Genomic DNA, 22345 nt, shown 5'->3' on the forward strand with positions numbered 1-22345 from the left:
ACACGTGGGAGACCCCGATGAGACATTGATGTCTCATTCGGCTAGTGTGTGTCTCATGGCCGTGGACCGTGAACGCGTACTCAAGGAAGCCGCCGCATTGCTCACGCGGCGGGCCTCGACACCGATGGACGAGATCGCCCGCGCCGCGGGCATCAGCCGGGCGACCCTGCACCGGCACTTCGCCGGGCGGGACGCCCTGATCAGGGCGCTGGAGGAGCACGGGATCGCACAGTTCGTGCAGGCGATGGACGCGGCCCGGCTGGACGAGGGCGACGCCGTCGAGGCGCTGCGCCGGCTGATCGCCGAAGCCGAACCGGTCGCCGGCGTACTGGCCTTCCTCTTCACCGAGAACCAGCTCTTCGAGGACGGTGAGATCAACGCCGGCTGGGCGGAGCTCGACGACCGCCTCGCCGCCCTCTTCCGACGCGGCCAGGAAGAGGGCGACTTCCGGATCGATCTGAGCGCCGCCTGGCTCACCGAGGCCTTCTACGGGCTGATCGGCGCCGGCGCCTGGGCCGTGTACGAAGGGCGGGTCGCCCGTAACGACCTCAACCACTCGATCGCCGAGCTGCTGCTCGGCGGCATCCGACGGAGCATGGAGAAATGACCGAGACCATAGCGTCAGGACCGGCAGGCTCGGCCCATGTGGACGACCAGCCCCGACCGGGCCGATGGCTCGCGCTCGCCGTCCTCGTCCTCGCCGTCCTGCTGGTCGGCGTCGACGCCACGGTCCTCGGCCTCGCCACCCCCTTCCTCAGCGAAGACCTCCAGCCGTCCGGCACCCAGCTGCTGTGGATCGGTGACATCTACTCCTTCGTCATCGCCGGACTGCTGGTCTCCATGGGCAGCCTCGGCGACCGCATCGGCCGCAAGAAGCTGCTGCTGCTCGGCTCCGTCGGCTTCGGCGCGATGTCGGTGCTCGCCGCGTACGCCACCACGCCCGAGATGATGATCCTGGCCCGTGCGCTGCAGGGCGTGGCCGGTGCGACGCTGATGCCGTCCACGCTGGCGCTGATCCGCAACCTCTTCCACGACCCCAAGGAACGCAGTCTGGCCGTCGGCATCTGGGGCGCCATGGCCTCGGCCGGAATGGCCGTGGGGCCGGTCCTCGGCGGCTTTCTGCTGGGGCACTTCTGGTGGGGCTCGGTCTTCCTGATCAACCTGCCGGTGATGTTGCTGCTGGTGGCCGTCGGCGCCAAGGTCATCCCGGAGTCGCGCAACCCGGACCCCGGCCCCTGGGACATCCCCAGTGTCCTGCTGGCCCTGGTGGGCATCGTCTGTGTCGTCTACGCCATCAAGGAAGCGGCGGTGCACGGCTACCGCTGGGACATCGCGCTGGCGGCCGTCGTCGGCGTGCTCACCCTGACCGTGTTCGTCCGCAGGCAGCTCACCCTCCCCTCGCCGCTGCTGAACATGAAGCTCTTTCACCACCGGGGCTTCTCCGGGGCCGTACTGGCCGATCTGCTGACCATCCTCGGGCTGTCCGGGCTGGTCTTCTTCCTCTCCCAGTTCCTCCAGATGGTGCAGCTGCGCTCACCGCTCAACGCCGGGCTCGTCGAACTCCCGGCGGCGGTCGGCGCGGTGGGTGCCGGTCTGGCCGCCGGCTGGGTCGCCCGGCGGCTGTCCGTACGGATCGTGGTGGCCGGCGGCCTCGCCGTGGTCGGCCTCTCGCTGGTCGGCTGCACCACCCTGCACGGCGACACCGGCACCGCCGCGCTGTGCGTCATCCTCTTCGTCGTCGGCGTCGGCGCCGGGTTCTCGTTCACCGTCACCGCCGATGTGATCCTCTCCAGCGTGCCCAAGGAGGAGGCGGGCGCCGCCTCCGCGGTCTCCGAGACGGCCTACGAACTGGGCGCCGCGCTCGGTATCGCCCTGCTCGGCTCCATCGTGACCGGCATCTACCGGGGCTTCGAGGCACCGCCGGGGATTCCCGGACCCGCCACGGACGCCGCCCGCGAATCGCTCGGCGGCGCCTTCGAGACGGCCGGCCAACTCCCGGCCGACCAGGGCGCGGCGCTGGTGAAGGCCGCTCAGGACTCCTTCGTCGCGGGCGTGGACGTCGCGGCCGGGGTGGGTGCGGTGGTCCTGCTGTCCGCCGCGGTGGCCGCATGGTTCCTGCTCCGCGGCCAGGAGCTGGCGAGCAGCCCGGAACCGGCCGGGCCCCCGGTGCTCTCCACGGCCGGAGCGGAGCCGGGGCGCGATTCCGGTCCGGCGGCCGGCGGCCCGGCGTCACGCCCGTAACGCCTACGGCCGATCCGCCGGACGGCGGGCACCCACCGCGCCTCAGGCGTGTCCTGTGGATCACGGCACCCCGCAACCGCCATGATCCACGGGACACGCCCCGGGGGCGACTGTCCCCCGCCCGTTCACGCCCGGTACGCATCGTGGTGACCGGCCGTCCCGAGCGGCTTGCTTGACTCTCCCGTCGTCCCCTCACGGACGGCCCGCTCAGGAGAGTGACGCAGTGCGCGACATCGGACGACGCTCCTTCTTCACCGCCGCGGGGGCCCTGGCCACCGCGAGCGCCATCGGCAGCAACGCCTACGCCACCGGCCACGCCCGCGACGCGGCCACCGCCGACGAATACGTCGACGTCCAGCTCCTCAACATCACTGACCTGCACGGCTATCTGCAGGGCGCCCCCGGTGCCCACTCGATCATCACCGGGGCCGGCGGGAAGACCTACACCGTCGGCGGCGTCGCCTATATGGCCGCCCACCTGGAGCGATTGCGCAACGGCCGCCGCAACTCCCTCTTCTTCGCCCCCGGCGACCTCTTCTCCGGATGGGAGTTCGACGCCGCCACCTTCGCCGACGAGCCCACCATCGAGGCGCTCAACGCCATGGGCCTGGACTTCGCCTCGGCCGGCAACCACGAGTTCGACAAGTCGGCGCGCTTCCTCACCTCGCACATGGAGGACGGCGTCAGCTTCCCGGTCGTCGGCCGCGACGACGCCTTCGAGGACTCCACCGGCCGCCGCTTCCGTGGCGCGGAGTTCCCCTACTACAGCGCCAACCTGGTGTGGAACGCGAGCGGCGAGCCCGTGCTGCCGCCGTACAACATCGAATACGTGGACGCCGGCGGCGGCCGCCGGCTGCCGGTCGGCTTCATCCATCTGACCGCCATCGGCACCGAGTCCTTCCCCGGCTCCTACCAGCCGGGACTGCGCACCCTCGACGAGCTGGAGACCGCCAACCGCTGCGCGGCGGAGCTCAAGTCCCGCGGAGTCCGGGCGATCGTGCTCAGCATGCACGACGGCGCGGTGGCCGGCAGCGACTTCTCCAGCGGCAGCAACCCCTCCGGGCCCGCCTACGAACTGGCGCTGCGCGTCTCCCCGGACATCGACGCCATCGTCACCGGCCACTGGCACTGCGCCTTCACCATGATGCTGCCCGACCCCGACGGCGTCCCCCGGCCGTTCGTCGAGGCCGGCTGCTACGGCCAGATCATCAATGAGATCAATCTGCGCCTCGACCCCGGCACCGGCGCGGTGATCCGGGAGCTGACCACCGCCACCAACCATCCCAACACCCGGGACGTGACACCGGACCCGGAGCTCAAGTCGATCACCGGCTACTGGGCGGACTACGGCGGCCGGCGCGCCCGCAGCCGCCTCGGCACCCAGACCGCCTCCTTCACCCGGCGGCGCAACGCGGTGGGGGAGAGCACCATGGGCAACCTCGTCGCCGACTGGGCCCTGTGGGCGGGCAGCCAGCCGCTCGGCCCGATGGACGATCCCGCCGCCCACCCCAACACCCCCGCGGACCTCGCCGTCATCGCGGTCGCGCCACGCGTCGGGCAGGCCGTGATCGCCGGCGATCTGATCCGTGACGAGGAGACGGACGGCACCGTCACCTTCGCGCAGGCCTGGAACTCCGTCGGCTTCGGCGACCCGATCATGACCGTCACCGTCACCGGCCGGCAGATCCACGACGCCCTGGAGGAGCAGTGGGCACCGACCGCCGGCGGCGGACTCGGCTTCTCACCGCTGGCCGTCTCCGCCAACGTCCGCTACACCTTCGACGCCGCGGGACCGGTCGGCCGGCGGATCGAGCCCGCCGAGGTGTTCATCGACGGCACCGCCCTCGACCTCACCCGCCGCTACCGCCTCGCCGCCCCCTCCTACACCCTCATCAACCAGGACGGCTTCAGCGCCTTCACCGGATTCACCGCACCGGTCCGGCACACCCGCGACTTCGAGAGCTTTGTCTCCTTCATCCGCACCAAGAAGCAGCTGAAGCCCGCCCCGTTGAACCGGGTGGCGGTCAAGAACGCGGAGGTGCCCGGCGCCCGCACCGGCACCGTCACCCAGCGCCAGCAGCTGCTCCAGGCCGACGGCAGTGTGGTGCCGCGCCCCGAGGCGGCGCTGCGTACGGCACTGACCGGCGGCGCCGAGGGCCAGCGCGCCCCCGGCGGCTTCCGGGTGCCCTGCTGACCCGCCCGCACGGGAGCGCCCACGCAACGGGCCCCATCCGCGGAACGGATGGGGCCCGGCGCACAGCGGGACGGGTCAGGCGGCCCTGGCCTTGGTGGCGTAGATGTCGACGTACTCCTGGCCGGACAGCTCCATGACGTCGCTCATGACCTCGTCGGTGACGGCCCGCAGCACATAGCGGTCGCGGTCCATACCGTCGTAGCGGGAGAAGTCCAGCGGCTCACCGAAGCGCACCGTCACCGGCGCGATGTGCGGACGGCCCTTGCCGCCGGGCTGCACCTTGTCGGTGCCGATCATCGCGAACGGGACGACGGGCGCGCCGGTCATCAGCGTGAGCCGGGCGATGCCCGTACGGCCGCGGTAGAGGCGGCCGTCGGGGGAGCGGGTGCCCTCGGGGTAGATGCCGAAGACGCTGCCCTCCTCCAGGATGCGGCGGCCGGTCATCAGCGCCGCGACACCGCCGTGTCCGCCGTCCCGGTCGACCGGGATCATGCCGGCGCTGGTGAAGAACCAGGCCATCGCCCGGCCCTTGAGGCCCTTGCCGGTGACGTACTCGTCCTTGCCGATGAAGTACACCGGGCGCTTGACCACCAGGCTCAGGAACAGCGAGTCGATGAAGGTGACGTGGTTGCCGGCCAGGATCACCGGCCCGGTCGCCGGAATGCGCTCCATGCCCTCGACCTTCGGGCGGTACAGGACACGCATGACGAATCCGAGAATCGCCTTCAGCACAATGCGGGACAACGGGCCCTCCGGGTCGTGACTGGTCAACGTCAAGCGGGCGCAGAACTCTGCAGCCAAGGACCATACTCGCGGGTTACTCCCGCGCGCACATCGGGTTCACGAGGTCGATACGCACAGTTGACGTGTGTTACCACCATCTTCCCCCCGATGTTGTCGTCCGTCTCCCCGGCATGACCCGTCCGTGCCTACGATCAGCCGGGTTCCGTGGGCCGGTGTGCAACACGCCTCACCGCACGCCGGAAAACACCCGGAAGCACCCGGAAGACCAGCGAATGCCTCAGACAAGGAGTGTGCGCATGCACAAGCGGCAGCAGCCGGGACGGCGGACGGTACTGGGGGCCGCGGCCCTCGGTGCGGGAGCGGCGGTATTCGGCGGAGCCGGCCAGGCGAGCGCGGCCGGACGGGCCGGGGTGCCCCAGGAACTGCCGGTACCGCTGATCGTCGGCCACCGCGGCGCCAGCGGCTACCGCCCCGAGCACACCTTCGGCTCCTACCAACTCGCCCTCGACATGGGCGCGGACGTCATCGAGCAGGACCTCGTCCCCACCAAGGACGGGCATCTGGTCTGCCGCCACGAGAACGACATCACCGCCACCACCGATGTCTCCGCACACCCCGAGTTCGCGGAGCGCAAGACCACCAAGACCGTGGACGGCGCGAAGCTGACCGGCTGGTTCACCGAGGACTTCACGCTCGCCGAACTCAAGACGCTGCGCGCCAAGGAGCGCATACCGGGCACCCGGCAGCACAACACCGTCTACGACGGGGTCTGGGAGGTGCCGACCTTCGAGGAGGTGCTGCGCTGGGCCGAGCGCGAGGGCCGCGAGCGGGGCCGCCGCGTCTGGCTGCACATCGAGACCAAGCACCCCACCTACTTCCGCAAGCTGGGCCTCGGTCTGGAGGGGCGGGTGGCCAAGGCGCTGCGTGCCCACGGCCGGCACCGCAGGAACTCCCCGAACTTCCTGCAGTCCTTCGAGCCCAGCAGCATCCAGCGCCTGGGCAAGCTCGTCGACTGCCCCAAGGTCGTGCTGCTCTCCACGCTCGACTCCCGGCCCTGGGACTTCGTCGAGGCGGGCGACCCGCGCACGGTCGCCGACCTGGTCACGCCCGAGGGCCTGAAGTGGCTGGCCGGCTTCGCCCAGGGCATCGGCCCGGACCTGACCGTGATCATCCCGCGGGACAAGGACGGCAAGCTCGGCGAGCCCACGTCCGTCGTCAAGGACGCCCACGCCGCCGGACTGGTCCTCCATCCGTATACGGTCCGCAACGAGAACACCTTCCTGCCGGCCGATTACCGCCGCGGCACCGACCCGGACGCCTACGGCGACGCCCTTGGTGTGTTCAAGGCGTACCTCGGTACCGGGATCGACGGTCTGTTCTCCGACAATCCCGACACCGCGCTGCTGGCCGCCGCGGAGTTCCGCAAGCGCTGACGCCGGTCCCCGGACCGCGCGCGGCGGAGCCCCGCCGCCCGGACCGGCGCCACCTCCCCTGCATTCTCATCTGAGTTGGGAATGTCACAGGAGAGCTCGGTGCCGGTCCGTTCCGCTTGCCCCAATTGCCTGCGCAGAATGCTCGCGGCGCGATTGCCGCTGCCCCATACCGGGGATTCCGGAAGGAGCAGTGTCAGCCACGTCATGGCGGCGACAAGCACCCCATGTCGCCGTCCGTCAGGGCAGATCGTTCCGGGCGCACCCCTCTCACCCTCAGCGCGCCCGGACCAGCGAACCGAATAGGGGAGGCATACGCGCATGGGCACGAGCGTGACCATCTCTGCGGCGACCGACCAGGACGCCGAGCAGATCCTCAAACTGCAGTACCTCTGCTACCAGCAGGAAGCCGCACTGTACGACGACTACGGCATCGAGCCGCTCACCCAGACGCTGCAGGCGCTGCGCGCCGAACTCGGCGAGGGCTGCGTCGTGGTGGCCCGGCTCGGCGAGGAGGTGGTCGGATCCGTGCGCGGCACGGTCGACGAGGACGGCACCGGCCGGATAGCCAAGCTCATCGTGCACCCGCGGATGCAGCGGCACGGCCTGGGCGGACGGCTGCTCGACGCCGTCGAGGGGCGGCTGGCGGCCGAGCGGTCGGCCACCCGCTACCGCCTGTTCACCGGCCACCGCAGCGAGGGCAATCTGCGGCTCTACCGCAGCCGCGGCTATGTGCCCGTGGGCACCGAGCAGCTCACGCCCCGGCTGAACGTGGTCACGCTGGAGAAGGAAGTGCACCGGCCGGCCGGTGCTGAGGAGCTCGTCGCACAGGCGTAGCACCGGGGTGCACCCGCCCCCGGGCGGGGCGGGTGCGCCGGGCCGCCCCTCGTCAGGGCAGGTGGTCAGAGCAGATAGAGGAAGACCCCGGGTGCCGTGTCGCTGCCGCCCGTGGTGGTGAGCGCGATGGTCACCGTGCCTGGGGCCTGGGCGGGCGCGACGGCCGCGACCCTGGTGTCGGACAGGACGGCGAACGTGGCCGGCACGGCGCCGAAGGTCACACCGGTGGTCGTCGACAGCCCGGTGCCCGTGATGTCGACCAGCGTGCCGCCCGCGGGCAGACCGGTCACCGGGCTGAAGCCGGTGACGGTCGGCGCCGCCACGAAGCCGAAGGCCCCGGCCGCCGTGGCGCTGCCGCCCAGTGCGACGACGGCCAGGGCCACCTCACCGGCCGCGTGGGCCGGGCTGACGGCGGTGAGCTCACTGTCGGACAGCACCGTCGGCGTCACGGCCGTGCCCCCGAACAGCACGGAGGTGGCGGTGGCCAGCCCGCGTCCGGTGACGGTGACCGTGGCGCCACCCGCCACGGGCCCGGACGACGGCGAGACGTCGAGGACCACGGGCGCCAGGACGTAGTAGAAGGGCACCGGGTTGCTGGTGCCCGCCGGTGTGGTCACCGTGGCATCGACCACCGGCTCCCGAGGGGGCGACCACCGACACCGAGGTGGGCGAACTGGCCGTGATGGTGGCCGGTTTGGTGCCGAAGCGCACCACGGTGGCGCCGGTGAGACCGGTGCCGGTGAGGGTCGCCGCGAAGCCGCCGCCGGTGGAACCCTGGTTCGGACTGATCGGCATGTTCCCGCTCCGTTTCCGCTCCGGCGAACCCGTGGCCGCCTGCCGGACTCCAGTGAGACAGGGCGTCCGGCCGAGGAGCGAGGGGCGGTCGCGTTCTTCACCCGGATGGCGCAGCGTGCTCGCGGGACCGCCTCAGGCCGCCTGCTGCTCCGTACGCGCCCGGCGCAGCCACAGCAGCCCGGTGACGGGCAGGATGACGGGGATGAAGAGGTAGCCCATGCCGTAGTCCGACCAGACCGTGGCGTCCGGGAACGCGGACGGGTCGAGCAGTGTCCAGGTGCCGATGCCGAACACCCCGAGCAGCTCCAGCGCGCAGCAGACGAGCGCGGCGCGGCGGGCCCCTTCGCCGCCGCGCACCAGCGAGACGGTGATGAAGCCGTAGACGACCGCGGAGACCGCCGAGAGGCTGTACGCCAGCGGGGCCCGGTCGAACTGCGCGAGGAGCTGGTAGAGCGAGCGGGACGCGGCCGCGACGGTGAAGATCCCGTAGAGCGCGACCAGCAGCCGGCCGGGGCCGGTGCCCAGGGACCGCTTCGCCGGCGCACCGGCCGTGCCGCCGTCCGCCGCGGTGGTCGCCGTGGTCTCAGGCACTGCCGCCTCCCCAGATGTCGAACAGCCGCACTTCCAGAACGGCCAGCACCACGGCGCCCGCCGCGACGGTCGCCGAACCCCAGCGGGTGCGCTCCGAGAGCGACATGAAGCCGGTCGCCGGCACACAGGCGGCCGCCCCGAGCAGATACGAAACGAAGAGCGCGGTGCCCTTGTCCGGCGACACTCCGCGCGCCAACTGCACGACGGCGATGACCAGTTGGACGATGCCGAGCAGGGACACCAGGCCCATGCCGATGAAGTGCCAGTCCTTGGTGGGCTGGTCGCGGAAGGCCGCGAAGCCGCACCAGGCGGCGAGGGCGAGAGCGGTCACCGCGACCGCGATCGTCAGCGCGTCGATCACCGGGGCCTCCGGGCGGTGCGGCGGCGCGCGGTGGGATTGTGGGGCATAAGGGGATGCTAATCGGCGGCGGGAGGGCGGCCGCGTCCGGCCCCACCGTGGTCCGTACGCTCAGGACATATGAAGATCACCGCTGACGCCCTCCTCTTCGACAACGACGGCACCCTCCTGTCCTCCCTGGAGTCCGTGAACCGCTGCTGGTCCCGGTGGGCCTCGGAGTACGGCCTGACCGCGGAGGACTTCGCCCGGATCGCGCTGCACGGCCGGCCGGCGGCGGAGATCGTCGCGGACCTGCTGCCCGCGGACGTCGTGCCGGAGGCGCTGGCCCGTATCGAGCACCTGGAGGTCGAGGACGCCGGGGGAACGGTGGCGCTGCCCGGCACCCTGGCCCTGCTGGCGAGCCTGCCCGCCGAGCAGTGGGCCGTGGTGACCTCGGCCGGCCGCCGGCTGGCCGAGGCCCGGCTCGCACACGCCGGGATCACGGCGAAGAACCTGGTCAGCGCCGACGACATCAGCCGGGGCAAGCCCGACCCGGAGCCGTTCCTGCTGGCCGCCGCGCGGCTGGGGGTGGACCCGGCCCGCTGTGTGGTCTTCGAGGACGCCCCGGTCGGACTGGCGGCGGGCCGCGCCGCCGGGATGACGACCGTGGCGTTGACCACAACGCACCGGGCCGAGGAGCTGTCGGCGGACGTCGTGGTCCCCGACCTCTCGGCGATATCCGCGCAGGCCACGGACGGTTCGGTGGAGATCACCGTCGCCGGGTAGCACGCTGTCCACGGATCGGGCAGGCATGTCCGCCATACGGACTGGCTTGATCCGCCCGCACTGCTGTCTGGTTTACTGCCGCACATGACCACGACGAGCTACCGCACCCCTGCGACCGAGGCGTATCAGACGCCCGGTGCTCGTTGCATGTGTCGAATGTGTGACCGCTGAGGGCCCCCGCCTGAGCCTCGCGCCCCGAAGCGAGACCTGCCATGCGCCGTACGTCGACCTCCCGACGCCCTCGGCCGCCCCGCGTCACCGGAACCCGGAGCCGGGCCCCGCGCCCGCCGCCGCCCTGTTCCCCTCTGCCGCACTCGCAAGCAATGCCCCGTGCCCGGCGGGTGAGCCGCCGAGCACTCGACAGTGACGGAATTTCCCTAGTGATCACCACAACGGGCCTGACCAAGGTCTACCGTTCAGGAGACCGCGAAGTCACCGCCCTGGACGGCGTCGATCTGCACGTCCGCGAGGGCGAGGTGTACGGCGTCATCGGCCAGAGCGGCGCCGGCAAGTCCACCCTCATCCGCTGCCTGAACCTCCTGGAGCGCCCCACCTCCGGCACGGTCACCGTCGCCGGCCAGGAACTGACCTCCATCGCCGGACGCGGCAAGCGCGCCAGCGCCCAGCTCCGGGCCGCGCGCAGCCACATCGGCATGGTCTTCCAGCACTTCAACCTGCTGTCCTCGCGCACCGTCCAGGACAACGTCGAGCTGCCGCTGGAGATCCTCAAGGTCGACCGCCGCGAGCGCTCCCGCAAGGCCCTGGAACTGCTGGACCTGGTCGGCCTCGCCGACAAGGCCAAGGCCTACCCCGCCCAGCTCTCCGGCGGCCAGAAGCAGCGCGTCGGCATCGCCCGCGCGCTGGCAGGCGACCCCAAGGTGCTGCTGTCCGACGAGGCCACCAGCGCCCTGGACCCGGAGACCACCCGCTCCATCCTCCAGCTGCTGCGCGACCTCAACCGCAAGCTGGGCCTGACCATCGTGCTCATCACGCACGAGATGGACGTCGTCAAGACGATCTGCGACTCGGCCGCGCTGATGAAGAACGGCCGGGTCGTCGAGCAGGGCACCGTCGCCGAACTCCTCGCCACCCCCGGCTCCGAGCTGGCCCGCGAGCTGTTCCCGGTCGGCGGCGAGCCCTCGGCCGACGACCGCACCGTCGTCGACATCACCTTCCACGGCTCGGCCGCCACCCGCCCGGTGATCTCCGAGCTGTCGCGCACCTACAACGTCGACATCTCGATCCTCGGCGCCGCCATGGACACCGTCGGCGGCAAGCAGATCGGCCGGATGCGCATCGAGCTCCCCGGCCGCTTCGAGGAGAACGTCGTGCCCATCGGCTTCCTGCGTGAGCAGGGGCTGCAGGTCGATGTCGCCGACGTCGCGGACGCCGACGTCGCGGCCGCGGCCGGAACCGCCCCCGGCCCGGCGACCCCGGAGCCCGCCGCCACGCTGCAGAAGGAAGGTGCCAAGTGAGCTGGAACGAGATGCAGCCGCTGCTCTACGACAACACGCTCGACACCCTCTTCATGGTGTGGTGGTCGACGTTCTACGCGGTGCTCATCGGCATCCCGGTCGGTGTGCTGCTGCATCTGACCGAGCGCGGCGCCATCCTGCAGAACGTCGTGGTGAACAAGGTCCTCGGCGCGATCACGAACATCGGGCGGTCCTTCCCGTTCCTGATCCTGATCGTCGTGCTGATCCCCTTCACCCGGCTCCTCGTCGGCGTCTCGATCGGCCCGACCGGCGCGGTGGTCCCGCTCGCCATCGCCGCTATCCCCTTCTTCGCCCGGCTGGTGGAGGCCGCCCTGCGCGAGGTCGACCACGGCCTGGTCGAGGCCGCCCACGCCATGGGCGGCGGCACCTGGACGATCGTCTTCAAGGTGCTGCTCCCGCAGGCGCTGCCGGCACTGATCGCGGGGGTCACCACCCTCGTCATCCAGCTGATCGGCTACTCCGCGATCGCCGGAGCGGTCGGCGGCGGCGGGCTGGGCAACCTCGCCTACACCTACGGCTACCAGCAGTACGAGACCTCGCTGATGATCGCCACCGTGGTGGAGCTGATCATCCTCGTCACCCTCGTCCAGGTGCTCGGTGACCTCCTCGTCCGCCGGCTCGCCGGCCGGGGCACCCGTACCTCCTCCCTGCGCGTCGGCCTGCGCCGCACCCGCACCGAGGAACCGGCCGTCGTCACCGAGGCCGCCTGACCGCTCCACCCCCGCAACACCCCCGAGCCCGGACCCTTTGCCGGGCGGACATCGCGCGCAACGTCGCGTGGGAACAAGAAAGAGGCACTCTTCGTGCGCAACACCCTCAAGATCTCCGTCGCCATAGCCGCCGCCTCCGCCGTCGCCCTCGGCGCGAGCGCCTGCAGCGCCCCCTCCGACACCACCGCGAGCGACAAGGGCGACAAGAACGCCCCCCTCGTCGTCGCCGCGAGCCCCACCCCGCACGGCACCATCCTCGACTTCGTCAAGAACGAGCTGGCGGAGAAGGAGGGCCTCAAGCTGGTCGTCAAGCCGTTCAACGACTACAAGATCCCCAACAAGGTCACCGACGACGGCCAGGTCGACGCCAACTTCTTCCAGCACAAGCCGTTCCTCGACACCTTCAACAAGGAGAACGGCACGCACATCGTGCCCGTCCAGAACGTGCTCATCGAGCCGCTCGGCGTCTACTCCAAGAAGATCGACAAGCTCTCGGAGCTCAAGTCCGGCAGCACCGTCTCGGTCCCGAACGACCCCTCCAACGAAGGCCGGGCGCTCAAGCTGCTCGCCGACAACGGCGTGATCACCCTCAAGCCCGGTGTCGGCTCCGACGCCAAGCTGACCGACGTCAAGGACGACAAGGGCATCAAGATCACCGAGCTGGAGGCCGCGCAGACCGCGCCGCGCATCGACGACGTCGACGCCGCGATCATCAACGGCAACTTCGCCATCGGTGCCCACCTCAAGCCCTCCAAGGACGCGCTGGCCCTGGAGAAGGCGAAGGACAACCCCTACGCCAACTTCCTCGCCGTCAAGAAGGGCAACGAGAGCGACCCGCGGATCAAGAAGCTGGCCAAGCTCCTGAACTCCCCCGAGGTCAAGAAGTTCATCGAGGACAAGTACAAGGACGGCTCGGTCATCCCGGCCTTCGGTCCGGCCAAGAGCTGACACCAGGCGGCTATGTCCTGATTTCCCCGCCGCCCACCCCCCTTCGGGGGGTGGGCGGGTACAGGACGCGCAGCCGCCCGTGCGCAGGTCACCGGAAGGTGGCCGTCCGCACGGACGTCCCGCAGGCCCCGGACCCGCGCCACGCGCGGCCGGGGCCCACGCGCGTGCACACCCGTACGCCCATGCTGCATGCTGGTGCACTCAAGACGGTCAAGACGGCCCGTGACCTCGCGGTCTCACAGCCCGCGACGGTCCGGACACCACAGTCAACGGCGCGGGAGCAGCGGCATGACATCCACCTTTCCGGACATCTCCATCAGCACGGACCGGTTGGTGCTGCGCCCCTTCGAGGAGGCCGATGTGCCGTCCCTCGCCGCGATGATGAACGACGAGCTGGTCGCCGCCTGGACCGCGATACCGCAGCCGTACACCGAGGACGCCGCGCGCGTCTGGAGCACCGAGAGCGCCCACGCCGAGCGGACCGCGGGCCACGGCATCGATTTCGCGGTCACCGAGTTCCTCACCCAGCGCCTGGTCGGCGTGGTCCAACTGCGCAACACCGACTGGCGGATCCGCTCCAGCGAGCTCAGCTATGTCGTCGCCTCCTGGGCCCGCGGTGAGGGATACGCCTCCGAGGCCTCGCTCGCCCTCGCCCACTGGCTCTTCCACGACCAGAAGTTCGAACGCATCGAGCTGCGCACCGCCGCCGGCAACACCGCCTCCCAGCAGGTGGCCCAGAAGATCGGCTGCATCAGCGAGGGCGTGCTGCGCAATGCCTTCATAGCCCGCAGCCGCACCGAGGACGGCGGCTGGACGGACATCCGGACCGATCTGATCGTGTGGAGCCTGCTGCCCGAGGACCTGGAGGGGATCCCCGGCCGGCTGGCGGACGCGAACGGATTCAGCTACCCCGAGTGGAACTGACCACGCCCGCACTCAGGTCCGTACCTCACGGGGTAGTCTCGGCCTGCCACGCACCTGCGTGACCAGCGCGGACCAGCGCACCACAGCGGCATCACACCGGCCCGCGGCCGCCAGTCCGCCGCCCCGCCCGCGTAACCACAGCAGCCCCAGGAGACTGACGAGCATGGCCGACCGGGTCACGGTGATCGGATGGGACGGCTCTCCGCTGACCGCCGCAGCCCGCTCCGCGCTCGGCGCGGCCACGCTGGTGGCCGGCGCCGCCCACCACCTCGCACTTCCCGAAGTCCCGCCGAACGCCGAGCGGATCCGGCTCGGCAGCGTGAGCCTGGCCGCCCGCCGGATCGCCCAGCACCGCGGCACCGCCGTCGTGCTCGCCGACGGCGACCCCGGCTTCTTCGGTGTCGTCCGCACCCTGCGGGCACCCGAGCACGGCCTGGAAGTGGAAGTGGTCCCGGCCGTCTCCTCCGTCGCGGCCGCCTTCGCACGGGCCGGTATGCCCTGGGACGACGCGCAGATCGTGGTCGCCCACAGCCGCGACCTGCGCCGCGCGGTGAACGTCTGCCGCGCCCACACCAAGGTCGCGGTGCTCACCTCGCCCGGCGCCGGTCCCGCCGAACTCGCCCTGCTGCTCGGCGGCGTCCACCGCACCTTCGTCATCTGCGAGGAACTGGGCACCGAGCGGGAGCAGGTGACAGTCCTCACATCCGACAAGGCCGCCGACCATGTCTGGCGTGACCCCAATGTCGTCATTGTCGTCGGCGGTTCGCCCGGCGGGGCCGCGGCCCAGGGGACCGGCTGGATCGCCGGTCACGACGTCGGCCACCCGACGGGCCCGCGCGGCTGGGGACTTCCGGCGAGCGCCTACGGCGGCGCCCTGGGCGAGGGCGAGTCCGTCCAGCTGCGCACCGCACAACTCGCCCGTCTCGGACCGCAGGTGGGCGACCTGGTCTGGGACATCGGCACGGGCAGCGGAGCCGCTTCGGTGGAGGCCGCACGCTTCGGCGCCGCCGTCATCGCGGTCGACGCCGACCCGGACGCCTGCGGACGCGCCGCCGCCCTCGCCCGCCGCCACGGTGTCCAACTCCAGGTCGTGCACGGCCGGGCGCCGCAGATCCTGGAGGACCTGCCCGAGCCCGACGTGATCCGGGTCGGCGGCGGGGGAGCGGACGTACTCACCGCCTGCGCGGCCCGCCGTCCCGAACGGATCGTCACCCACGCGGCCACCCGCGACGAGGCCGAATCGCTCGGCCGTGCGCTGGCCGACGGCGGCTATGAAGTCGAGTGCGCGCTGCTGCAGTCCGTGGACCTGGACACTTCCGTCTGGGTCGAACGTGAGCGGTCCGTGGTGTTTCTGCTCAGCGGGTATCGCGTTCCTCACCCGTGACCAGCACGGCAACCCGCGCGAGGTAGGCTGGCGGATCGTTGCGCCGCCGTTCCGCATTCGGCTTCGTACGCCAATATCCGGAAAATGCCGTGGTTTTGGCCGAATATGAAGCTCTGGAGAGCGGACGTGCCGCGAGGCGTGCTCGCTCGTTCTAGCTATCGGGGCGTCGGCGCGCCCCGGTCGAGCGCGTCGCACGAGTGGTTGGAAGGAGCACTACCAATGGGCGAGGGGTACGCATGACCGACACCGGCCAGGTCCCGGGCGAGGGACAGCCGGAGAACGCAGGCGGACATCCCGGGCAGCCGCAGCCGGCGGCCGCTCCCTCCCCTGCCGACGCCGGACCGACGGAGCTGCCGGGCATGGTCCCCCCGCCGGGCGAATACCCCTACCTCGACCAGGCCGACGGCACGGTCGAGGACGACGATCTGCTGCTGATGCCGGGCGCCCAGGGCGCCTGGAGCGAGCAGCCCGCGCCCCAGCCGCTCCCGCAGGAGACCCACCACGGTGCGGACCAGCAGCCCCAGCAGGGCGCACCGTTCGATGCGGCCGCCCAGGGAGCCACCGGCTTCGAGCCGATGCCCGCCCAGGCCGGTGACCACGAGAGCGGCGGCCGGGATTCCGGTTCCGTCGATCTCAGCGCCGTCCGCATTCCCCAGCCCGCGGCTCCCCAGCCGGACCGGGCCCGCGCGGCCGCGCCGTCCACGCCCCCGCGCCGCCCGCTGCACATGGGCCCGCCCGTCCCCGACGCGACCGGCGGCGTGGTCCGTTCGCTCGCCGACCGCGGCCCGGCCGAGGCCCCCGCGCGGCACGCCGGACCGCCCACGGGCGGCCCCGAATACTTCGACACCCCGGCCGCGGCCACGCCGGACGAACAGCTGGTGACCGGCCCGCCGGCCGACGCCCAGACGGCCGCGGACGTGCCGTACGCCGAGCAGCCCCTCGGCGGGACGGCGGCGGCCGGACAGGTCTTCGCCGCGCCCTCGTACGGTGAGCAGCCCTACGGCGGGCAGTTGCACGCCGAGCAGACCTACGGCGCCGCCGGCCAGGGCCCGTTGCCCGGCCCGCAGCTCGGCGAGATCCCGTCGCAGGTGCCGTCGTGGCACGAGGCCTCCGCGCAGGCGACCGCGGCCCCCGTTGCAGAAACGGTCGCCCCCGAGGCACCCGCCGCATCCGCCGCGGCAGTGCCGCCCGCCCCCGCCGTACAGCCCGTCCCGCAGGACGCCGCGCTGCCCGTCGAACAGCCGACGCCGCTCCCTGCAGAGGAGGCCGCGCAGGCCGGGGACGGCGCTCCCGTCGCCGACGCCGGTCAGGAGGCGCAGGCCGAGGCGCCGGCGTCGCCGCAGGACACTGCTCCGGGCGCCGTGCCGGATGCGGCGCCGGATGCGGCAGCGCCCGCGGAGGATGGAACGGCCGTGGCGGACGCCGCCGTGCCGGACGCCGCCGTAGCCGACGTATCCGTGGTGGAGACCGCCGTGCCGGAGACCGTCGCCGCGGATGCCCCCGCTGCGGATGCTCCCGCTGCTCCTGGACAGGACGCCCCCGCGCAGGACACCACCGGCCAGGACGTTTCCGGCCAGGACATCGCCCCGGCCGCCCCGCAGCCCGAGGCGGCCGTCACCGACGAGGCTCCGCAGCAGCCCGTCGCCGACCAGGCCACGCCCGCCGAGCCCGAGGCGCAGGCAGCGGCGCGGCCTGCCGACACTCCGGCCCCGGCTTCCGCCCCCTCCGACGCGGTCGGCCCCACCGCGGAGCCCGTGGCGGAACAGCCGACGGCCGACGCCCCCGTCGATGCCCCCCAGGCCCCGCAGGACGAGCAGCCGGCCGAGCAGCCCGAGGCCGCCGCCCCGGCCCCCGCCGACGAGGCCCAGCCGGAGCCCACGACCGACGCCCCGGCCGACGCCCCGGCCGACGCCGCCCCGGACCAGGCGCCGCTGGCCGAGGCCACCCCCGACCAGACCGCCCCGGCCGAGGCCACCGACGACGCCCCGGCCGAGGCCACCGACGAGGCCCCGGTCTCCGAGCCCACCGCCCCGACACCCGTCACCGCTCCCCAGGGCCCCGTCGCCCTGCCCGTGACCGACGACGGCGCGCCCCAGGAGCAGACCGTCATAGAGCCGCCCGAGGCGCAGCAGCCGACCGCCGGACAGCCGCAGCCCGGCACCCCCGCGGACACCGCCGAGCAGCAGTCCGCCGAGGAGCCCGCCGAGCAGGCCGCCCCGGAGGCCGCGTCGCAGGACGCGGACGCCCCCGCGGAGCAGCAGCCCGCAGCGGCCGCCCCGGACGACGCACCCGCCGGTCCGGACGCCCCCGCAGCCGAGGCGACCCCCGGCGAGCCCGCTGAGGACGTCGCGCCCGCCGTCGCAGCCGAGCCCGAAGCAGCCGAGCCCGACGCGGCCGCGCCCGACGCCCCCGCGGAGCCGCTCGCCGAAGCCCGGCCCGTCACCGTCCACATCCCGGCCCAGGCCTCCGGCGAGCAGACCCCCGTGGACGCCCCGGCCCCGCAGGCCGCGGCCCCCGCCGACGAGCAGCCCGCCCCCGAGAGCGAGCCCGCCGCCGACGCCGACGAAACGCCCCAGCAACAGGACGCCGCCACCCTCGTCCAGCTCGGCGAGGGCCAGGACGACGACCAGCCGCGGGCCGCCGACCAGCAGCAGCCCGTCCAGACGCCGGACGGCTCCGGCCCCGACGTGGCCGGCGGCCTGTTCCCGGCCGCCGGGTACGACGACTCCGAACGCGCCGCCGTCCACCGCGTGATCCGCGAACGCCGCGACATCCGCAACGGCTTCCGCAGCGACCCGATCCCCAACGACGTGCTGCTGCGCGTCCTGGAGGCGGCCCACACCGCGCCCAGCGTCGGCCACTCCCAGCCCTGGGACTTCGTGGTCATCCGCTCGGACGAGACCCGCGAGAAGATGCACCAGCTCGCGATGGCGCAGCGCGAGGCGTACGCCAAGTCGCTGCCCAAGGGGCGCGCCAAGCAGTTCCGTGAGCTGAAGATCGAGGCGATCCTCGAAACTCCGGTGAACATCGTCGTCACCGCCGACTCCACCCGCGGCGGCCGGCACACCCTCGGCCGGCACACCCAGCCGCAGATGGCCCCGTACTCCTCCGCGCTCGCAGTCGAGAACCTCTGGCTCGCCGCCCGCGCCGAGGGCCTGGGCGTCGGCTGGGTCAGCTTCTTCGACGAGCGGGAGATGGTCCGCGAACTGGGCCTGCCCGACCACCTCGAAGTCGTCGCCTACCTGTGCATCGGCTACGTCGACGAGTTCCCGGAGGAGCCCGAGCTGCTGCAGGCCGGCTGGTCCAAGCGCCGCCCGCTGTCCTGGGTCGTCCACGAGGAGACCTACGGCCGCCGCGCACTGCCCGGCGAGAGCCCGCACGACCTCCTCCAGGAGACCCTGCAGGGCATCCGCCCGCTGGACGCCAAGGCGCTCGGCGAGGCCTGGGAGCGGCAGAAGCGGATGACCAAGCCCGCCGGGGCGCTCGGCATGCTGGAGATCATCTCCGCCCAGCTGTCCGGACTGTCCCGCAAGTGCCCGCCGCCGATCCCGGAGCCGGCCGCCGTCGCGATCTTCGCCGGTGACCACGGTGTGCACGCCCAGGGCGTGACCCCCTGGCCCCAGGAGGTCACCGGCCAGATGGTCGCCAACTTCCTGGGCGGCGGCGCGGTCTGCAACGCCTTCGCCAACCAGGTCGGCGCCGAGGTCTGTGTCGTGGACGTCGGTGTGGCGAGCGATCTCCCCGCCACCCCGGGTCTGCTGCCGCGCAAGGTCCGCGCCGGCACCGCCGACTTCACCGCGGGCCCGGCGATGACCCAGGAGGACGTGCTCCAGGCGATCGAGGTCGGCATCGACACCGCCCGTGACCTCGTCGCGGCCGGCAACAAGGCGCTGCTCACGGGCGAGATGGGCATCGCCAACACCACCACCTCGGCCGCGCTGATCGCCGTCTACACCGGCGTCGACCCGGTCGAGGTCACCGGCCGCGGCACCGGCATCAACGACGAGACCCACGCCCGCAAGGTCGATGTGGTCCGCCGCGCCCTGGAGCTCCACCAGCCCGACCCGGCCGACCCCATCGGTGTCCTCACCGCGATCGGCGGCCTGGAGCACGCCGCCCTCGTCGGCCTGATCCTCGGCGGCGCCTCGCTGCGCACCCCGGTGATCCTCGACGGGGTGAGCGCCGGCGCCGCCGCCCTGGTGGCCCGCGCCATCGCCCCCGAGGCGCTGGCCGCCTGCATCGCCGGCCACCGCAGCGCCGAGCCCGGCCATGTCGCGGCCCTGAACAAGCTGGGCCTGCGCCCGCTCGTCGACCTCGATCTGCGCCTCGGCGAGGGCACCGGTGCCCTGCTCGCGCTCCCCGTGGTGCAGAGCGCCGCCCGCGCCATGCACGAGGTCGCCACCTTCGACTCCGCCGGAGTGACGGAGAAGACCTGATCAGGCCCTGACCTCCGCATGACCCCCGGCCCGCAGCCCCATAGGCTGTGGGCCGGGGCCGTACCGCCGCCCCGCGCCGTACCCCTGACCAGCCGCTCCAGAGCCGCAGCGGCTGAGCCGGTCGCCGAACCCGCACCATCCGCACAAGGAGCCGTACCGCCATGGCTGAGCACGTCGCCGAACACGCTGCCTACCCCGTCGGACTGCGGCTGTCCGGCCGCCGGGTGGTTGTCCTGGGCGCCGGGCAGGTCGCCCAGCGCCGGCTCCCCTCCCTCGTCGCCGCCGGCGCCGACGTCCTGCTGATCTCCCCGTCCGCCACCCCGTCCGTCGAGGCGATGGCCGACGCCGGCGAGGTCCGCTGGGAGCGCCGCCGCTACCAGGACGGCGACCTCGACGGTGCCTGGTACGCGCTGATCTCCACCGACGACCCGGCGGCCAACGCCGCCGCGTCCCAGGAGGCCGAGGACCGCCGGGTGTGGTGCGTACGCTCCGACGACGCCGAGGCGGCCACCGCCTGGACCCCGGCCACCGGCCGCAGCGAGGGCGTCACCGTCGCCGTGCTCACCGGACGCGACCCGCGCCGCTCCGCCGCCGTACGCGACGCGATCGTCGAGGGCCTCCGGGACGGCAGCATCTCCGCCCCGCACCACCGCCGCCCGCACACCCCGGGCGTGGCCCTGGTCGGCGGCGGCCCCGGCGACCCCGACCTGATCACCGTCCGCGGCCGCCGGCTGCTCGCCGAGGCCGACGTGGTCATCGCCGACCGCCTCGGCCCCCGCGACCTCCTCGCCGAACTCCCGCCGCATGTCGAGGTCATCGACGCCGCGAAGATCCCCTACGGCCGCTTCATGGCCCAGGAGGCCATCAACAACGCGCTGATCGAGCACGCCAAGGCCGGCAAGGCCGTGGTCCGGCTCAAGGGCGGCGACCCGTTCGTCTTCGGCCGCGGCATGGAGGAGGCCCAGGCGCTCGCCGAGGCCGGGATCCCCTGCACGGTCGTCCCCGGCATCTCCAGCACCATCTCGGTGCCCGGCGCCGCCGGCATCCCCGTCACCCACCGCGGTGTCGCCCACGAGTTCACCGTCGTCAGCGGCCATGTCGCCCCCGACGACGAGCGCTCGCTGGTGGACTGGCCCGCGCTCGCCAAGCTGCGCGGCACCCTCGTCATCCTGATGGGTGTGGAGAACAGCGGCGCCATCGCCGCCAAGCTCGTCGAGCACGGCCGCGCCGCCGACACCCCCGCCGCCGTCATCCAGGAGGGCACCACCGCGGCCCAGCGCCGCGTCGACGCCACCCTCGCGACGCTCGGCGAGACCGTACGGGCCGAGGGCGTGCGGCCCCCGGCGGTCATCGTCATCGGCGAGGTCGTCGCCGTGGCCCCTACCCCCAGGTAACCGATCCCCCGACGCGGCATTGGCACCCCGACACCGACAAGGCACTATCTCCCCGTGGCAGAAATCATCACCGTCGACGACCCGGACGACCCCCGGCTGGCCGACTACACCGGCCTGACCGACGTCGAGCTGCGGCGCCGGCGCGAGCCCGCGGAAGGGCTCTTCATCGCCGAGGGCGAGAAGGTCATCCGGCGCGCCCGGCACGCCGGTTACGCGATGCGCTCCATGCTGCTCTCGGCCAAGTGGGTCGACGTCATGCGCGATGTCATCGACGAGGTCCCGGCACCGGTCTACGCCGTCACCCCGGCCCTCGCCGAGCGGGTGACGGGCTACCACGTGCACCGCGGCGCGCTGGCCTCCATGCAGCGCAAGCCGCTGCCGGACGCCACCGAACTCCTCGCCGGCACCCGGCGCATCGTCGTCATGGAAGCGGTCAACGACCACACCAACATCGGCGCGATCTTCCGCAGCGCGGCGGCCCTGGGCATGGACGCGGTGCTGCTCTCCCCGGACTGCGCCGATCCGCTCTACCGCCGCTCGGTGAAGGTCTCCATGGGCGCGGTGTTCTCCGTGCCGTACGCCCGCCTGGAGAGCTGGCCCCGGGATCTGGCCGCCGTACGGGAAGCGGGCTTCAAGCTGCTCGCCCTCACCCCGGCCGAGAAGGCCACCGCCATCGACGAGGCCGCCCCGCACACCCTGGAGCGCGCCGCGCTGATGCTGGGCGCCGAGGGCGACGGCCTGAGCACCGGAGCCCTGCGGGCCGCCGACGAATGGGTCCGCATCCCGATGGCCCACGGCGTGGACTCCCTCAACGTCGGCGCGGCCGCCGCGGTCGCCTTCTACGCGGTGGCAACAGGCCGACCGGCATAGCCTGCTGGCTTGGCGCCTCCGGCCTGGTTGGGCGCCTCCCGCCTGGCTGGTGCCTCTGGCCTGGTTGGCGCCTCCCGCCTGGCTGGTGCCTGCCGCCTGGCTGGTGCCTTCGGCCCGGCCGGGGACCTGCCGCCAGGCCGGTGCCTCCTGACTGACCGGTGCCTGCCGCCAGGCCGGTGCTCCCGCTCGTCCGGTGGCTCCCGTCGGCCAGTGCCTGCCCGGCGAGAA

The 22345-nt window shown here is 72.6% G+C and carries 18 protein-coding genes and 1 pseudogene; 14 read left to right on the forward strand and 5 right to left on the reverse strand.

Translation table 11 applies throughout. From position 1 onward, the window contains the following. Positions 1-55 precede the first annotated feature (55 nt). The 3 genes from STRNI_RS33415 to STRNI_RS33425 all read left to right on the forward strand — a co-directional run bounded on the left by STRNI_RS33415 (position 56) and on the right by STRNI_RS33425 (position 4435). Positions 56-607 (forward strand): TetR/AcrR family transcriptional regulator, encoded by a 552-nt coding sequence (locus tag STRNI_RS33415; protein WP_018087685.1) that lies wholly within the window; start codon positions 56-58, stop codon positions 605-607. Continuing rightward, a complete protein-coding gene (locus tag STRNI_RS33420; RefSeq protein ID WP_277412558.1) occupies positions 604-2241 on the forward strand; it encodes an MFS transporter in 1638 nt (545 codons plus the stop codon). Before STRNI_RS33415 ends, STRNI_RS33420 begins: the two co-directional genes overlap by 4 nt. A 223-nt stretch (positions 2242-2464) precedes the next feature. After that, on the forward strand, positions 2465-4435 hold the full coding sequence (locus tag STRNI_RS33425; RefSeq protein WP_277412559.1) for a bifunctional metallophosphatase/5'-nucleotidase: 1971 nt from the start codon (positions 2465-2467) through the stop codon (positions 4433-4435). Between the two features lie 75 nt (positions 4436-4510). Here STRNI_RS33425 and STRNI_RS33430 read toward each other — a convergent pair whose 3' ends face one another. Further along, positions 4511-5179 (reverse strand): lysophospholipid acyltransferase family protein, encoded by a 669-nt coding sequence (locus STRNI_RS33430; RefSeq protein WP_018087682.1) that lies wholly within the window; start codon positions 5177-5179, stop codon positions 4511-4513. Between the two features lie 296 nt (positions 5180-5475). Between STRNI_RS33430 and STRNI_RS33435 the strand changes: the two genes are divergently transcribed. After that, on the forward strand, positions 5476-6612 hold the full coding sequence (locus STRNI_RS33435) for a glycerophosphodiester phosphodiesterase (protein WP_277412560.1): 1137 nt from the start codon (positions 5476-5478) through the stop codon (positions 6610-6612). A 318-nt stretch (positions 6613-6930) separates the two neighbouring features. Further along, positions 6931-7446 carry a GNAT family N-acetyltransferase gene (locus tag STRNI_RS33440; protein WP_018087680.1) on the forward strand — a complete coding sequence of 172 codons (516 nt, stop codon included), beginning with the start codon at positions 6931-6933 and terminating at the stop codon, positions 7444-7446. A gap of 65 nt (positions 7447-7511) precedes the next feature. Here the strand turns inward: STRNI_RS33440 and STRNI_RS33445 are convergent, their stop codons facing one another. From STRNI_RS33445 to STRNI_RS33460, 4 genes and pseudogenes are all read right to left on the reverse strand, one after another. Continuing rightward, positions 7512-8063 carry an IPT/TIG domain-containing protein gene (locus STRNI_RS33445; protein ID WP_277412561.1) on the reverse strand — a complete coding sequence of 184 codons (552 nt, stop codon included), beginning with the start codon at positions 8061-8063 and terminating at the stop codon, positions 7512-7514. Positions 8064-8133: 70 nt separating this feature from the next. Then, positions 8134-8241: pseudogene (locus STRNI_RS33450) on the reverse strand (IPT/TIG domain-containing protein); the annotation flags it as partial. Positions 8242-8373: 132 nt separating this feature from the next. Then, positions 8374-8832 (reverse strand): hypothetical protein, encoded by a 459-nt coding sequence (locus tag STRNI_RS33455; protein WP_148588262.1) that lies wholly within the window; start codon positions 8830-8832, stop codon positions 8374-8376. Beyond that, positions 8825-9193, reverse strand: coding sequence for a hypothetical protein (locus tag STRNI_RS33460; protein ID WP_018087677.1), 369 nt, complete (start codon positions 9191-9193; stop codon positions 8825-8827). Before STRNI_RS33460 ends, STRNI_RS33455 begins: the two co-directional genes overlap by 8 nt. Positions 9194-9310: 117 nt before the next feature. Here STRNI_RS33460 and STRNI_RS33465 point away from each other — a divergent pair, with 117 nt between their 5' ends. The 9 genes from STRNI_RS33465 (at position 9311) to STRNI_RS33505 (ending at position 22117) form a co-directional block, all read left to right on the forward strand. Further along, complete coding sequence (locus STRNI_RS33465; protein WP_148588261.1) at positions 9311-9955, forward strand: HAD family hydrolase; 645 nt, start codon at positions 9311-9313, stop codon at positions 9953-9955. A gap of 380 nt (positions 9956-10335) precedes the next feature. Further along, positions 10336-11430, forward strand: coding sequence for a methionine ABC transporter ATP-binding protein (locus STRNI_RS33470; RefSeq protein ID WP_274734493.1), 1095 nt, complete (start codon positions 10336-10338; stop codon positions 11428-11430). Beyond that, positions 11427-12161: a methionine ABC transporter permease gene (locus STRNI_RS33475; RefSeq protein ID WP_018087674.1), complete on the forward strand. Its 735-nt coding sequence runs from the start codon at positions 11427-11429 to the stop codon at positions 12159-12161. The genes STRNI_RS33470 and STRNI_RS33475 overlap by 4 nt, the downstream gene beginning before the upstream one ends. Before the next feature lie 93 nt (positions 12162-12254). Then, complete coding sequence (locus tag STRNI_RS33480; RefSeq protein WP_018087673.1) at positions 12255-13109, forward strand: MetQ/NlpA family ABC transporter substrate-binding protein; 855 nt, start codon at positions 12255-12257, stop codon at positions 13107-13109. A gap of 288 nt (positions 13110-13397) precedes the next feature. Further along, the gene (locus STRNI_RS33485; protein ID WP_018087672.1) at positions 13398-14033 is read left to right on the forward strand and encodes a GNAT family N-acetyltransferase; all 636 of its coding nucleotides are present in this window, start codon (positions 13398-13400) and stop codon (positions 14031-14033) included. Positions 14034-14196: 163 nt separating this feature from the next. Then, positions 14197-15417 (forward strand): precorrin-6y C5,15-methyltransferase (decarboxylating) subunit CbiE, encoded by a 1221-nt coding sequence (cbiE, locus tag STRNI_RS33490; protein WP_109888550.1) that lies wholly within the window; start codon positions 14197-14199, stop codon positions 15415-15417. A gap of 236 nt (positions 15418-15653) precedes the next feature. Then, complete coding sequence (gene cobT / locus STRNI_RS33495) at positions 15654-19853, forward strand: nicotinate-nucleotide--dimethylbenzimidazole phosphoribosyltransferase (RefSeq protein ID WP_277412562.1); 4200 nt, start codon at positions 15654-15656, stop codon at positions 19851-19853. A gap of 161 nt (positions 19854-20014) precedes the next feature. Further along, positions 20015-21247, forward strand: coding sequence for a uroporphyrinogen-III C-methyltransferase (gene cobA / locus STRNI_RS33500; protein WP_148592812.1), 1233 nt, complete (start codon positions 20015-20017; stop codon positions 21245-21247). A 54-nt stretch (positions 21248-21301) separates the two neighbouring features. Continuing rightward, positions 21302-22117, forward strand: a complete 816-nt coding sequence (locus STRNI_RS33505) for a TrmH family RNA methyltransferase (protein ID WP_109888543.1) — start codon at positions 21302-21304, stop codon at positions 22115-22117. Positions 22118-22345: the final 228 nt, after the last annotated feature.

Origin of the sequence: Streptomyces nigrescens (assembly GCF_027626975.1) — a bacterium.
GTDB classification, from domain to species: domain Bacteria; phylum Actinomycetota; class Actinomycetes; order Streptomycetales; family Streptomycetaceae; genus Streptomyces; species Streptomyces nigrescens.

Coding starts and splice junctions, on each gene's coding strand:
- cobA (WP_148592812.1), top strand. CDS start 20,015: ATGGCTGAGCACGTCGCCGAACACGCTGCCTACCCCGTCGGACTGCGG.
- STRNI_RS33440 (WP_018087680.1), top strand. CDS start 6,931: ATGGGCACGAGCGTGACCATCTCTGCGGCGACCGACCAGGACGCCGAG.
- STRNI_RS33435 (WP_277412560.1), top strand. CDS start 5,476: ATGCACAAGCGGCAGCAGCCGGGACGGCGGACGGTACTGGGGGCCGCG.
- STRNI_RS33420 (WP_277412558.1), top strand. CDS start 604: ATGACCGAGACCATAGCGTCAGGACCGGCAGGCTCGGCCCATGTGGAC.
- STRNI_RS33485 (WP_018087672.1), top strand. CDS start 13,398: ATGACATCCACCTTTCCGGACATCTCCATCAGCACGGACCGGTTGGTG.
- cobT (WP_277412562.1), top strand. CDS start 15,654: ATGACCGACACCGGCCAGGTCCCGGGCGAGGGACAGCCGGAGAACGCA.
- STRNI_RS33465 (WP_148588261.1), top strand. CDS start 9,311: ATGAAGATCACCGCTGACGCCCTCCTCTTCGACAACGACGGCACCCTC.
- STRNI_RS33415 (WP_018087685.1), top strand. CDS start 56: ATGGCCGTGGACCGTGAACGCGTACTCAAGGAAGCCGCCGCATTGCTC.
- cbiE (WP_109888550.1), top strand. CDS start 14,197: ATGGCCGACCGGGTCACGGTGATCGGATGGGACGGCTCTCCGCTGACC.